The organism is Sphaerisporangium rufum (assembly GCF_016863395.1).
In the GTDB taxonomy this organism is placed as follows: domain Bacteria; phylum Actinomycetota; class Actinomycetes; order Streptosporangiales; family Streptosporangiaceae; genus Sphaerisporangium; species Sphaerisporangium rufum.
This window is the reverse complement of the sequence record NZ_BOOU01000013.1, coordinates 123,133-136,568: the sequence shown is the minus strand read 5'-3', so window position 1 is coordinate 136,568 and position 13,436 is coordinate 123,133. Positions and strand designations below refer to the sequence as shown.

Sequence of the window (13,436 nt, the reverse complement as noted above, 5' to 3'; positions counted from 1 at the left end):
GCCGCCGATGACCTCAGCCGACCTCACCGGCGCGGCGGGGGCCGGACCGGCCCCCGCCGCCGCCACCACACCGTCCACCGCGGGCACCGCGCCCGCTCCGGCCGGCACCGCACCGTCGACCGCGGGCGCCGCGAACGGCGCCGCCGGCGGCGGCGCGCCCGACACCGGGACCGCGTCCCCACAGACGTCCCCACAGACGTCCCCACAGACGTCCCCACAGGCGTCCCCGCCGCCCGGGACCGCGTCCCCGGCCGGGCTCCGGGAGCCCGGGACCGGCGCCGGGCCGGACGCGGGCCTTCCCGCGGGCAGCTACGACGTGCTGCGGGCCCGGCTGGCCGGCCAGGCCGCCGAGCTCGCCGCCCGCGCCGAGGCGCTCAACGCCGAGCGGATCGCGGTCTTCGGCGGCACCGAGCTGCGCCTGCTCGGCACCGACCGGATCCGCACCGCCAACAACTGCGTCCCGCGCGACATCGTCCAGGCCGGCGGGCTGATGCTCTTCGGCTACAACGTGTTCGTCGGCATGCGGCCGCAGACCACCGTCGAGGACGTCTTCGCGCTGCACCGCTTCACCCGCGACGGCGAGGCGTTCCGCTTCGAGGACGCCGCGCCGGACACCGTCCCCGGCCTGCTGGCCGACGAGGCGTTCCGCCGGGACTTCGCGGACATGTACCGCTACTACCGGGAGGCGCGGCTGCTCCAGCTGCGCCGGCTGGACGGCCGGCTGCTCGCGGTGTTCCAGACCGGCCCGCGCACCGAGGACGTCCGGGTGCTGCGCTGGACCGTCGCCGCCGACGGCACGGTCGCCTACACCGACGACCGCGGCGAGCGGGACCACGTCTTCCCGCCGTCGCACGACTTCGAATGGGTGGAGACCACCCGCGACGACCACGTGCCCGGCCGGCACCCGCACATCTCGATCGGCGGCGAGGTGTTCGTCGAGACCGTCGGCGGCGACCTCACCATCAAGGTGGAGGACAACACCGAGACCGGCGAGGGCGTCTACCGGGAGCCGGTGGACGAGCCGCTGCAGAGCCTGGGCGACGCCGACGTGCACCATGCCCGGGTCGGCCCGCTGATCCTGCTGCGGGTGCGGCCGTACAAGGAGACCGCCTGGCGGCACCTGGTGTTCAACACCCGCACCCGGGAGGTCGCCCGGCTGGACGGCATCGGGCAGGCGTGCCGCCGGCTGCCGGAGGACCAGGGCGTCATCTTCCCCGGCGGCTACCACCTGGCCACCGGCCTGACCAAGACGTTCGACACCGACGTGGCCGGGCTGGAGTACGAGCGCGTCATCCGCTCGCCCAACGGCGAGGACGCGCTGTACGTCTTCCACGCGCGCGCCGAGGGCCGCACGCTGCTGCTGCCGTACAACGTGATCCGCCGCGAGGTGGCCACCCCGATCACCTGCCACGGGTACTCGCTGTTCGACGACGGCACCCTGGTGGTGTTCCGGGAGACCTCCGCCGAGCCGGCCCGGGTGCACCCGATGCAGGTGTGGCGGACGCCGTTCGTCTCCGACGCGCACGCCGCCCGGCAGCCGGCCGGCGCCGGGCCGCTGGCCCGGGTGGGGAACGCCGACCTGGTCCGCGGCATCTCCGACGCGCTGTCCATCGCCCGGCTGGTCGAGGAGACCGTCCCGGCGGCGGCGGTGTTCGAGGCGCTGGTCGCCGCCTGCGACCGGATGGCCGACCACTACCACTGGCTCGGCGAGCCGGACCTCGGCGGGCTGGACGCCCCGCTGGCCGGGGTGCGCGCGGCGGCCGAGCAGGTGCTGGACGAGTTCGAGCGGGTCCAGGAGCTGACCGCGCGGGCCGCCGCCGCGGTCGAGGAGGCGGCCGGGCGGATCGCCTCGATGGTCCGCCGCCTGCACGGCGAGGCCCCCGGTACCGCCGCCGAGTGGGTGGCCCGGCTGGCCGGGCTGCGGCAGGCCCAGGGCGGGCTGGTCACGCTGCGGGAGACGCGCTTCGCCGACCTGGCCCGGGTGGACGAGCTGGCCACGACGCTGGAGGCGGAGATCGCCGGCGCGGCCGGCCGGGCCGTGGAGTTCCTGAGCCGGCCCGACGCCTTCGCCGGCCACCACGCCGAGGCCGAGGAGCTGGCCGGCCGTGCCCAGGCCATCGCCACCGCGGCCGACGCCGAGCCGGTCACCGCGCAGATCGCCGAGCTGGCCGGGTCGCTGGAGATCGTCGCCGAGCTGGTCGGCGGGCTGGAGAGCGGCGAGGCGACCGCCCGTACCGGCATCCTGGCCCGGATCGGCGAGGTGCTGGCCGCGGCGAACCGGGCCCGGGCCCTGCTGGCCGCCCGGCGCGGCGAGCTGCTCGCCGTAGAGGGCCGCGCCCGGTTCGCGGCCGAGTTCTCGCTGTTCGAGCAGAGCGTCGGCGCCGCGCTGGCGCTGGCCGACACCCCCGAGCGGTGCGAGGAGCAGCTCGGCCGGCTGCTGCTGCGGCTGGAGGACCTGGAGTCCCGGTTCGGCGGGCTGGACGACTTCCTGGACCGGCTCACCGCCCGCCGGGAGGAGGTGTACGAGGCGTTCTCCGCGCGCCGGCAGGCGCTGCTGGACGAGCGGTCCCGCCGGGCCGGCCGGCTCGCCGAGTCCGCCGCGCGCATCATCGCCGGAGTGCGGCGGCGCTCGGCCGCACTCGGCTCGCTGGACGAGGTCAACGCCTACTTCGCCGCCGACCCGATGGTGGCCAGGCTGCGCGGCGTCGCCGACGAGCTGCGCGAGCTCGGCGACCAGGTGCGCGCCGAGGAGCTCGCCGGGCAGCTCAAGGAGGCCCGGCAGGCCGCCGGGCGGGCGCTGCGCGACCGGCTCGACCTGTACGGGGAGGGCGGCGACACCGTCCGGCTGGGCGGGCATCGGTTCGCGGTCAGCACCGCGCCGTTCGATCTCACCCTCGTCCCGCACCAGGACGGCCTGGCCTTCACGGTCACCGGCACCGACTACCGCGCCCCGGTGCGCGACCCCGACCTCGCCGCGACCCGGGACCTGTGGACGCAGACCGTGGTCTCGGAGAGCCCGGAGGTCTACCGGGCCGAGCACCTGGCCGCGTCCATCCTGGCGGCCGCCGAAGAGGGCGGCGAGGACGGCGCCGAAGGCGGCGGCAGGCCGTCGATGGCGGAGCTGCGGGCCGCGGCCGCCGAGGGCCGGCTGGCGGACCTGGTCCGCCAGGTGGCCGAGAGCCGCTACGACGAGGGGTACGAGCGCGGGGTGCACGACCACGACGCCGCGGCCGTGCTGGCCGCGCTGCTGCCGGCGGCGGCCGCCGCCGGCCCGCTGCGCCACCCGCCGGCCGACCGGGCCGCCGCCCAGCTGTTCTGGGCGTTCGGCGCCGGCGAACCGGCCCGCGCCGCCTGGTCGGTGCGCGCCGCCTCGCTGTCCCGCGCCGCCCGCCGCTCTGGCGGCGACGTCCACCCCGCCTCCGCCGAACCGGCCGCCGGTTCCACCGGCCCGGCGGACCCCGTGCCGGGCGAGATCGCGGGGCCGCGCCGGGCGGACCCCGGCCCGGGCGAGATCACGGGGTCGCGCCCGGCGGACCCCGGCCTGGACGAGATCACGGGGCCGCGCCCGGCGGACCCCGACCGGGGCGCGATGACCGGGGCACGGGCGGTGGGGCGCGGACCTGCCGGGTTCGAGGATGTGGCCGCGGCCGCGACGCGGCGGCTGCGCGACGAGCTGGCCGCCGCGATCGGCGGCTTCCTGGCCGGGATCGAACCGGCCGCCGCCGGCGCCGACCCCGCCCTGGCCGCCGCCTACCTGGTCGACGAGCTGTCGGCCGGGCCGCCGTCCTTCGTCACCGGGCCCGGCGCCCGGGCCCTGCTGGACGCCTTCGAGCGGGCGCTCGGCGGGCCGGGGTCGGCGGCGGCCAAGGCGCTGGCGGACGACCTGCGGGCGCTCGGCGACGACCTGGCCGCCCGCCACCAGCTGGCCACCGCCTGGATCGCCTCGCACGTCCGCCCGCCGGCCCCCGGCACGCCGCAGGACGTCCCCTTCGACGCCGCCGACCTGCCCGAGGCGGCCGCCGTCCTGCTGTGCGGGCCGGACGTGCCCCGGCACGACTCCCCCGCCCGGCTGGACGCCACGGTGGCGGGCCTGCTCGGCACCCATCCGCGGATCACCGGCGGCCGGCTGCCGCTGCGCCTGGACGAGTTCCTGGCCCGCACCCGGCGCTTCCGCGCCGAGCGGGTGCCGGCGTTCCGCGCCTACCAGCGGCACCGGGACCGGCTGGTGACGGCCGAGCGGCGGCGGCTGCGCCTTTCGGAGTACCGGCCGAAGGTGATGAGCGCGTTCGTGCGCAACCGGCTGGTCGACGAGGTGTACCTGCCGCTGGTCGGCGCGAACCTGGCCAAGCAGCTGGGCACGGCCGGCGAGGACCGGCGGACCGACCAGATGGGGCTGCTGATGCTGCTGTCCCCGCCCGGGTACGGCAAGACGACGCTGATGGAGTACGTCGCGAGCCGGCTCGGCCTGGTGTTCGTCCGGATCGACGGCCCGGCGCTCGGGCACGGCGTCACCTCGCTGGACCCGGCCGAAGCCCCGGACGCCACCGCCCGGCGCGAGGTGGAGAAGATCTCGTTCGCGCTGGAGATGGGGAACAACGTCCTGCTCTACCTGGACGACATCCAGCACACCTCGCCGGAGCTGCTGCAGCGGTTCATCCCGCTGTGCGACGCCCAGCGGCGCATCGAGGGCGTCTGGGACGGCGAGACCCGCGCCTACGACCTGCGCGGCAAGCGGTTCGCGGTGTGCATGGCCGGCAACCCGTTCACCGAGTCCGGCAAGCGGTTCCGGGTGCCGGACATGCTCGCCAACCGGGCCGACGTGTGGAACCTCGGTGACGTGCTGGCCGGCCGGGAGGAGCTGTTCGCGCTCAGCTACCTGGAGAACGCGCTCACCTCCAACCCGGTGCTCGCGCCGCTGTCCGGCCGGGACCCCCGCGACGTGGAGCTGCTGGCCCGGATGGCCGGCGGCGACGCCGCGGTGACCCCCGACCGGCTGTCGCACCCGTATCCGGCGGCCGAGCTGTCGCAGGTGCTGGCGGTGCTGCGCGGCCTGCTCGGCGTGCGCGAGGTGCTGCTGGCGGTGAACCGGGCCTACATCGCCTCGGCCACCCAGGCGGACGCCTCGCGTACCGAACCGCCGTTCCTGCTGCAGGGCTCCTACCGCAACATGAACAAGCTGGCCGAGCGGGTCGTGCCCGCGATGAACGACGCCGAGCTGGCCGCGCTGGTGGACGACCACTACCTGGGCGAGGCCCAGGCCCTGGCCGGCGGCGGCGAGGCGGCGCTGCTCAAGCTGGCCGAGCTGCGCGGCACGCTGTCGGGCGGCCGGGCGGACCGCTGGGCCGAGGTCAAGGCCGGCTACCTGCGCGAACGCACCCTGGGCGGCGCCGGCGACGACCCGGTCACCCGGGCGGTGGCCGCCATCACCCACCTGGCCGACCAGGTCGCCGCCATCCAGAAGACCCTCACCACCCGCCCCGCCCCACCGGACCGGCCGGGCTGACCGGACCGGCCGGCCCGGCCGGACGGATGGCGCACCGTCCCGGCGGCCGGGGCCGCCGGGCCCCCGGTGGCCGGGCATCCACGTCCGGCGGGTCCCCGGCCGGCGCGGCACCAGGCCGGACGTCGGCGGTGCCGGGCGACGTGGTGCGGCCCGTCAGCCGGCGCGGGCGAGCTCCCGCAGGCTCGTCACCGTGGCCGGTTCGACCCGCAGCCCCTGCTCGCGGCCGGCGCGCTGGGCCTGAGCCCAGCGCAGGCCGGGCGGCCGGCCGCCGGCCCGGTCGAGCACCCCGGCGAGTTCCCCCAGGTCGGGGACCGGTGCCGCCGGGTCGAGGGCACGCGGGTCGACGGCGAAGATGACCATCGCGCAGCCGGCCAGGCCGCCGGGCACCGCCGGCCCGCCGGCCATCATCGCCAGAGCCTGCACCGCGACCGCCAGCCCGAACCCCCGGTGGCCGGCCCAGGGGAGCATCGCGCCGCCGTCGAGAACGGCGGCGGCGTCGGTGGTCGGCTCGCCGGTGCGGTCCAGCCCGCACCCGGCGGGGATGGGCTCGCCGGCCGCCGCCCGCCGGGCCAGCTCGCTGTAGGTCAGGGACGTGACCCCGGTGTCGAAGACCAGCGGGACCGGATGTCCGGGCACGAAGACGGCGAACGGGTTGGTCCCCAGCACCCGCCGGCCCCCTGGCCCGGGCGCGACGACGGCCGGCGCGGCCGAACTGGTGATGATCCCGGCGAGTCCCTGCCGCGCGAGGCGGTCCCCGTACACCCGCAGGCTTCCGGTGAGGAACACGTCGCGCACCGCGGCCACCGCGACGCCGCCGGCGCGGGCCGATTCCGCCGCCGCCGCCACGGCCCGGTCGGCGGCCAGGTAGCCGATCCCGCCGTGCCCGTCGACCAGGACGCAGCCGCCGCGCGCCGGCACCACCTCGCTCGGGTCGCCGGGCGGCGCCCCCGCGGCGATGATCTCGGCGATCCAGGAGATCCGGCGCAGCCCGAGCGCGGTGATGCCCGCCGCCTCGGCGGCCAGCAGATGGTCGGTGATCGCCGACGCCTCGGGCTCGGAGTAGCCGAGGGAGGTCAGCGCGCCCACCGCCAGCCGGTGCGCCTGCTCCCAGGCCAGCCGGCCCGTCACGGCGTGGGCACCCCGTCGAGCACCGGGACCGGCCGCCGGCCCAGCGGCCGGCGGGCCAGGTACCGGCCGCCGGTGAGATCGTCGGCCAGGACGCCGTCGTCGAGCAGGACCCGCCCGCCCTTGATGGTGTGGCGCACCCGGCCCGGCACCTCGCGTCCCTCGTACAGGCAGTAGTCGCTCGCCCCGGCGTGGTCGGCCGCGGTGCACGCCGTGCGCCCGTCCGGGTCGAGGATCACCAGGTCGGCGTCCTTGCCCTCCTCGATGCGGCCCTTGGCCGGCAGGTCGAACAGATCGGCGGGGTTCTCCGCCAGCACCGCGACCATGCGGCGCAGGCTCAGCCGCCCGCCGGCCACGCCCTCGCCGTACATGAGCGGCAGCAGGTGCTCGATGCCCTCCGCGCCGAAGGGGGCCTGCAGGATGTTGGCGCCCTCCGCCTTGCTCGCCAGGGTGCGGCCGGCGTGGTCGGTGCCGACCACCTGGATCATGCCGTCCGCGACGGCGGCCCACAGCCGCTCGTTGTCGCCGGTCTCGCGCAGCGGCGGGGCGATCTTGCTGAGCGCGCCGCGGCGCAGCACCTCGTCGTTGGTGAGCACCAGGTAGTGCGGGCAGGTCTCGATCCAGACCGGCACCCGGGCGGTGCGCCGGGCCAGGCCGACGACCTCGATGCCGTCCCCGGCGGCCAGGTGCGGGATGTAGAGCGGGCAGCCGACCGCCTCGGCCAGCGAGATCACCCGCAGCACCGCCTCGGTCTCGAACAGGTGCGTGTGGCACTGCAGGAACGTCTCGTTCGGCAGGTCGGGGGTGTCCCACAGCCGGGACTCCAGGAAGTCGATGCCGTGGCCGTTCTCGGCGTGCACCGCGGCGATGCCGCCGGCCTTGCCGACCACCTCCAGCCCGGCGATGAGGCTGCGGTCGTCGACCATCATGCCCCGGCGCGGGTAGGCGGTGAAGAACTTGAACGAGGTGATGCCGCGCCGGATCAGCTCCGGCACCTCGACGGCGGGGTCGTCGTGGCTGTCGAAGGCGACGTGCAGCGCGAAGTCGCCGGCCGGCCGGCCGTCCCACTCGGCGATGTAGGCGTCGGCCACCTCGGCCGGGCCGGTCTTGGGGAAGCCCCAGGAGGGGAAGGCGGCGATGAAGGCGATGGTGGTGGTCACGCCGCCGGCGATCCCGGCGCGGGCCGTGCTCGCCAGGTCGTCGGCGTAGACCGGGTGCGTGTGCGCGTCGATGATGCCCGGCAGGACGTGGCATCCCGCCGCGTCGATCACCCGGGTCGCGCGCAGGTCGTCCACCGGGCCGACGCGCACGATGCGGCCCTGGTGGATCGCGACGTCGGCGCGGACCTCGCGGGTGGCGGAGACGACGGTGCCGCCCTGGACGATCAGATCGACGGTGGTCATGGGCGGGCCCCCCAGATCGCGGTGACGGTGTCGACGGTGAGGATGTCGTGGCGGCCGCGCAGCAGCTCGATCGCCGCGTCGTGCAGCCGCGGCGAGGTGGAGGCGCACGCGTCGCCGACGACGACGCTGTAGTAGTCGAGGAACGCGGCGTGCCGGACGGTGGACTCCACGCAGCCGTTGGTCACGATCCCGGCGGTGGCGACCGACCGCACGCCGTTGGAGCGCAGCACCAGGTCGAGGTCGGTGCCGACGAACCCGTCCGAGCGGTGCTTGCGGATCACCACGTCGCCATCGCCCGGGGCGAGCTCGGGGACGATCTCGTGGCCCCAGGTGCCGTCCAGGGTGTACTGGCCGGCCAGTTCCGGCCGGGAGTAGTGCTTGAAGTACGTCCAGGCGGGCGAGTCGCTGCGCCCGCCGGGCAGCGTGGTGTTCTGGGTGTACACCACCAGCACCCCGGCGTCCCGGGCCGCGCGGACCAGCCGGGCCACCGGTTCGATCGCGGCGCGCACCAGGCGCGCGTCCTCGCCGCGCCGGGCGTAGGCGCCCTCGTCGCTGAGCAGGTCGTTCTGCATGTCGATGACGAGCAGCGCCGTGTGCGCGGGCGCCAGCACCTCCTCCGGGGTCTCGAACACCGACATGCCGTTGATCCGGCGCATCAGCGACCCTCCCCCGGGCCGTCCAGCACCCGGGCGGCCCGGGCGCTGACCTGGCCGTCGATCGCCAGCCACTCGTCCAGGTCGACCGCGGCCTGCCGCTCCTGCCAGCCGGCCATCTCCGCCACCAGGTCCAGGGTGTCGCCCCGCTCGTGCAGCGTCTCCAGCGCCCGCCGGGCCGCCGCCATGGTCATCCGCAGCACCGTGTTGGCGTAGAGGATGACCTTGTACCCCATCTCGGCGAGCTCGGCGGCCGGCAGCACCGGCGTCTTGCCGCCCTCGACCATGTTGATGACCATGGGCTTCTTCACCTCGGCGGCGATGGCCTCGATCTCCTCCCGGCTGGTCGGCGCCTCCACGAAGATCATGTCCGCGCCGGCCTCGGCGAACCGCTGCGCCCGGTCGATCGCGGCGGCCAGGCCGTCGGTGGCCAGGGCGTCGGTGCGGGCGATCACCACCAGGTCCGGGTCCCGGCGGGCCTCGGTGGCCGCGACGATCCGCTCGACCATCTCGTCCAGCGCGGTGACCGCCTTGTCGTTGAAGTGCCCGCACCGCTTGGGGTTGATCTGGTCCTCGATCTGCACCGCGGCCACCCCCGCCCGTTCGAACTCCCGCACCGTGCGGGTCACGTTGAGGGCGTTGCCGTAGCCGGTGTCGATGTCGGCGATGACCGGCACCGAGACCGCGTCGGTGATGCGGGCGGTGACGCCGAGCAACTCGGTCATGCCCATCAGCCCCACGTCGGGCAGGCCGAGCCAGGTGTTGCTGATCCCCGCCCCGGTCGCGTAGACGGCGGAGAAGCCCGCGCGCTCGGCGATGCGGGCGAAGAGCGGGCTCACCGCGCCAGGGCAGATGACCGGCCCCTCCAGCGCGAGCAGGTCCCTCAGCCTTCGTCCCGGGCTTGCTGTCACGTCGTGCTCCTCCCGTGGGCGTCGCCGCCCGTCACGTCGGTCACCGCGGGGCCGCGCGCGGCCGGGGGCTCGGCCCCGGGCGCCGGCATCGCGGCGGTGAACAGGCCTTGCACGCCCGGGTCCGGGGACCCGGGCGCCGTGGCCGCCATCCAGCCGATCAGTTCGTCACCGGTGCCCAGGCGCCGGATCTTGTCGCGCACCGCGCCGGGATACTCCGCGCCGGCCGGCCCGGCGGGGTCCTCGACGCGCTCGCGGACGGTGGTCCCGTCCCGCAGGGCGATGTGCACCGCGGCGGGCATCCGCGCCGGCCACTCGCGGTCCATCTCCGGGTCGTGCCGCACGGTGATCCGGCCGGCCAGCGCGAGGACCGCGGAGTCCACCCGGGCCCGGTCGATGACCCCGTTGAGCTCGCCGTGCACGACGAGGGTGGCCAGCACGACCGGGATCGAGAAGCGGGCCGCCAGCGGGGTGCGGGTGTGCACCCCGCCGACCAGCAGGCCGGCGGCCGGCACCCGGACCACGATGTGGCCGACCTCGGCCGCGGTGAACGGCGACCGCGCCCGCGCGCCGGCCAGCGCGTCCAGGGCGCTGTGGGTGTACGCGCAGGCCGACCAGAGCTTGAGATAGCCCTGGGTGACGGCCCAGCCGCCGCCGCGGCGCAGCCGTGGCGGGCCGCCGTCGCCGCGCACGATCCCGTAGGCGACGTCCAGCGAGCCGGCGGGCGCGGTGAACCCGGCCCGGGCGAGATAGGCCGCCCGCACCCCGGTCTGGGCGCCCTGCCCGGCGAACAGGTGCCGCACGGTGTGCCCGCCGGTGCAGGCCGACCAGTCGCCGGCCGGCGCCAGGTTGGCCGCGATCAGCACCGCCTGCGCGACCCGGGCCGCGTCCAGCCGCAGGACGCGGGCCGCGGCCAGCGCGGCGGCGGGCGCGCCCAGCGCGCCGTGCGCGTGAACCTCCGGCCGCAGGGTGACCGCCCGGCCGAGGTCGGCCTGGAGCTGGTATCCCAGCGCGACGGCATGCAGCACCTCCGACGCCGGCGCCCCTTCGGCCTCGGCCACCGCGACGGCGGCCGGCACCACGTGCGCCCCCGGATGCCCGGCGCCGCGCAGCCCCTCGTCCAGCTCGTGGTAGACCGCCGCCGTCGCGTTGACGCCCGCGGCGATCTCCGGCGCCGCCGGCCGGCCGGGGACCACCGTGGACGACGGCCCGGGCGCGGCGGCGTCGAGCATGCCCGCGATGTCGGGATTCCCGGCGGCGAGCCGGGCCACCGCGACGGTGTCGGCGACGACGGCCGCGGTCCGGGCCCGTACCCGCTCGGGCGGCGTGGTGGCGGCGAGCAGCCCGGCGACGTACTCCTCCGCCGCGGTGGCCGCCCCCGGCCGGTCGGTCGCCGTCATGGCCGGAGCACCAGCTTTCCGGCGACGGTCCGGTCGGCGAGCGCCTGGTGGGCCCGCGCCGCCTGGTCCAGCGGCAGGCTCTGCTGGATCGGGACGGTGATGCGGCCGCGGGCGGCGGCCTCGATGACCCGGTCCACGTCCTCCAGCAGCCAGCCCCGGGAGGCGACCACCGAGGTGTACGACCGGAACACCTGGATCAGGTCGACATCGACCCGCTCCCCGCCGTGCGCGCCGTAGAGCACGTACCGGCCGCCGGGGCGCAGGCAGTCCAGGCCGGTGGCCAGGAACGGCCCGCCGCCGGCGTCGACCACCAGATCGGCGCCGTCACCGGTCAGGTCACCGACCCAGGCCGGCAGGTCGTCCCCCGGTGCGGCGGTGTGCGCGGCGCCGAGGCCGGCGGCGAGTGCGCGCCGCTCCGGGCTGCCGGCCACCGCGAGCACCTGGGCGCCGGCCAGCGCGGCCAGCCGGACGGCCGCCGAGCCCACCCCGCCGCCGGCGCCGGTCACCAGCACGGTCTGCCCGGCCCGGAGATCCCCGCGCCGGAACAGCGCGTGCCAGGCGGTGCCGAAGCCCAGTTGCAGGCAGGCGCCCACCTCGAAGGGAACGGTGTCGGGCAGGTGGAACAGGCCGGTGACCGGGGCGGCGACGATCTCGGCGTAGGTGCCGGGCACGTCGATGCCGGGCCGGGCGGGCCGGTGGCAGACGTTGATGAGCCCCCGCCGGCAGGCGGGGCATCGCCCGCAGGGCGGGTAGGCGCTGACGATGACCCGGGCGCCGAGCCAGCCCGGGTCGGCGTCCGGCCCGGTCTCGACGACCGTGCCCGCGCCTTCGCGGCCGAGCTGGTGCTCGGCGTTGATCGTGAAACCCGAGGTGCCGGCCCGCTCGTCCAGGTCGAGATGGTTGACGCCGGCCGCCGCGACGCGGACCAGGACGCCGCCGGGCGGGCAGGCCGGTGCCGGTACATCCCGCACCTCCAGCACCTCGGGCGGGCCGAAGTCGGCGAACCGGACGGCCTTCACGAAGCGGCCCCGGCGGGTCCGGCCGGGGCGTCGTCCAGGTACGCCTGCCGGACCTGGTCGAGGATCCCCGGGTCGCCCGAGTGCCCGCTGAAGATCAGCCGCCCGGTGCTCATGATGATCACCCGGCCGGAGAGTCCCAGCACCCGGGTGTTCTGCTCGACCACCAGCGCCGCCACCCCGAGCTCGGAGATGCGTTCCACCGCGGCGAGCACCTCGTCGACGACCACCGGGGCCAGCCCCTGTGACGCCTCGTCGAGCAGCAGCACCTTCGGGTCGAGCATCAGGCCGCGGGCGATCAGCAGCATCTGGCGTTCGCCACCCGACAGCGTCCCGGCCGCCTGCCGGTACCGCTCGCGCAGCCGCGGGAACAGGTCCATCGCCTGGTCGTGCAGTTCGGCGCGGCGGTGCCGGGCGATCCAGCCGCCGCCGCTGAACAGGTTGTCGCGCACCGACATGGTCGGGAAGACGCGCCGTCCCTCGCACACGTGGGCCAGGCCGCCGCGCACGATGGCGTGGGCCGGCCGGCCCAGCAGCGGCTCGCCCGCGAAGGTCACCGTGCCGCGGGCCGCCGGGACGATCCCGGACAGCACGTTGAGCAGGGTGGTCTTGCCGGCGCCGTTCCGGCCGAGCATGATCACCCGCTCGCCCGGGCCGAGGCTCAGGCCGACCCCGTCCAGCGCGGTGGCCTGGCCGTAGCGGACGCCGAGATCGGTCGCCTCAAGCAATGGCTTGGCCAAGGTATGCCTCCACAACGGTCGGATCGGACAGGACCTCCGCGGGTTCTCCCGAGGCGAGCACCCGGCCCCGGTCGAGCACGATGATGCGGTGGCTGAGCCGGCTGACCACCCAGACCAGGTGTTCCACCAGCAGGATCGCCATCCCGTCGGCGACCAGCGACTCGATCAGCGGGATCAGCTCTTCGATCTCCTGCTCGGCCAGGCCCGCCATCACCTCGTCCAGCAGGACGACCCGGGCCCCGGTGGCCAGCACCCGGGCCACCTCCAGCCGGCGGCGCTCCGACAGCGACAGCTCCCGCACCAGGTGGTCCAGCCGGTGGTCGAGCCCGCTGCCGGCCGCCGCGGCCGCCACCCGCTCGGCCATCTGCTGGCGCGGGGCCGCGGCGGCGAGGTTCTCCCGGACGGTCATGGTGGCGAAGCCGCGGGGGTGCTGGAAGGTGCGGGCCAGCCCGGCGCGGACGAACCGGTAGGCCCGCCGGCCGGCCATCTCCTTGCCTTCGAGCCGGACCGATCCCTCGTCCGGGCGGAGGATGCCGGACAGGCAGTTGACCAGCGTGCTCTTGCCCGCGCCGTTCGGGCCGATCAGTCCGACGATCTCGCCGGGGCTCAGTTCGAAGCTCACGTCGCCGACCGCCGGGACGGCGCCGAACGACTTGGTCAGACCGGTGACGGTCAGGATGGCGGCCAT

Annotated in this window: 9 protein-coding genes; 1 reads left to right on the top strand and 8 read right to left on the bottom strand. The window is 76.4% G+C overall.

Annotated features, from left to right (window positions below; genetic code table 11):
* Window positions 1-7: 7 nt before the first annotated feature.
* Window positions 8-5,503 (top strand): DNA repair ATPase, encoded by a 5,496-nt coding sequence (locus tag Sru01_RS04910; protein ID WP_203982635.1) that lies wholly within the window; start codon window positions 8-10, stop codon window positions 5,501-5,503.
* A 153-nt stretch (window positions 5,504-5,656) separates the two neighbouring features.
* On the opposite strand, the gene Sru01_RS04905 is transcribed toward Sru01_RS04910, so the two are convergent.
* Genes Sru01_RS04905 through Sru01_RS04870 form a run of 8 tightly spaced genes read right to left on the bottom strand, consistent with a single transcriptional unit; the run spans window position 5,657 to window position 13,436 of the window.
* Window positions 5,657-6,631 (bottom strand): Ldh family oxidoreductase, encoded by a 975-nt coding sequence (locus Sru01_RS04905; protein WP_203982634.1) that lies wholly within the window; start codon window positions 6,629-6,631, stop codon window positions 5,657-5,659.
* Window positions 6,628-8,031, bottom strand: a complete 1,404-nt coding sequence (locus Sru01_RS04900) for a dihydroorotase (protein ID WP_203982633.1) — start codon at window positions 8,029-8,031, stop codon at window positions 6,628-6,630. The genes Sru01_RS04905 and Sru01_RS04900 overlap by 4 nt, the downstream gene beginning before the upstream one ends.
* Complete coding sequence (locus tag Sru01_RS04895) at window positions 8,028-8,687, bottom strand: cysteine hydrolase family protein (protein ID WP_203982632.1); 660 nt, start codon at window positions 8,685-8,687, stop codon at window positions 8,028-8,030. Before Sru01_RS04895 ends, Sru01_RS04900 begins: the two co-directional genes overlap by 4 nt.
* A complete protein-coding gene (locus Sru01_RS04890) occupies window positions 8,687-9,595 on the bottom strand; it encodes an isocitrate lyase/PEP mutase family protein (RefSeq protein ID WP_203982631.1) in 909 nt (302 codons plus the stop codon). The genes Sru01_RS04895 and Sru01_RS04890 overlap by 1 nt, the downstream gene beginning before the upstream one ends.
* Window positions 9,592-10,992, bottom strand: a complete 1,401-nt coding sequence (locus tag Sru01_RS04885; RefSeq protein WP_203982630.1) for an MmgE/PrpD family protein — start codon at window positions 10,990-10,992, stop codon at window positions 9,592-9,594. Before Sru01_RS04885 ends, Sru01_RS04890 begins: the two co-directional genes overlap by 4 nt.
* Window positions 10,989-12,011: a zinc-binding dehydrogenase gene (locus Sru01_RS04880; protein ID WP_203982629.1), complete on the bottom strand. Its 1,023-nt coding sequence runs from the start codon at window positions 12,009-12,011 to the stop codon at window positions 10,989-10,991. The genes Sru01_RS04885 and Sru01_RS04880 overlap by 4 nt, the downstream gene beginning before the upstream one ends.
* Window positions 12,008-12,748: an ABC transporter ATP-binding protein gene (locus Sru01_RS04875; RefSeq protein ID WP_203982628.1), complete on the bottom strand. Its 741-nt coding sequence runs from the start codon at window positions 12,746-12,748 to the stop codon at window positions 12,008-12,010. The genes Sru01_RS04880 and Sru01_RS04875 overlap by 4 nt, the downstream gene beginning before the upstream one ends.
* On the bottom strand, window positions 12,729-13,436 hold the full coding sequence (locus Sru01_RS04870) for an ABC transporter ATP-binding protein (RefSeq protein WP_203982755.1): 708 nt from the start codon (window positions 13,434-13,436) through the stop codon (window positions 12,729-12,731). Before Sru01_RS04870 ends, Sru01_RS04875 begins: the two co-directional genes overlap by 20 nt.

Bases quoted from the DNA above. Each gene is read 5' to 3' on its own strand.
- Sru01_RS04910 (WP_203982635.1), top strand. From the start codon at position 8: ATGACCTCAGCCGACCTCACCGGCGCGGCGGGGGCCGGACCGGCCCCC.
- Sru01_RS04900 (WP_203982633.1), bottom strand. From the start codon at position 8,031: ATGACCACCGTCGATCTGATCGTCCAGGGCGGCACCGTCGTCTCCGCC.
- Sru01_RS04895 (WP_203982632.1), bottom strand. From the start codon at position 8,687: ATGCGCCGGATCAACGGCATGTCGGTGTTCGAGACCCCGGAGGAGGTG.
- Sru01_RS04885 (WP_203982630.1), bottom strand. From the start codon at position 10,992: ATGACGGCGACCGACCGGCCGGGGGCGGCCACCGCGGCGGAGGAGTAC.
- Sru01_RS04870 (WP_203982755.1), bottom strand. From the start codon at position 13,436: ATGGCCGCCATCCTGACCGTCACCGGTCTGACCAAGTCGTTCGGCGCC.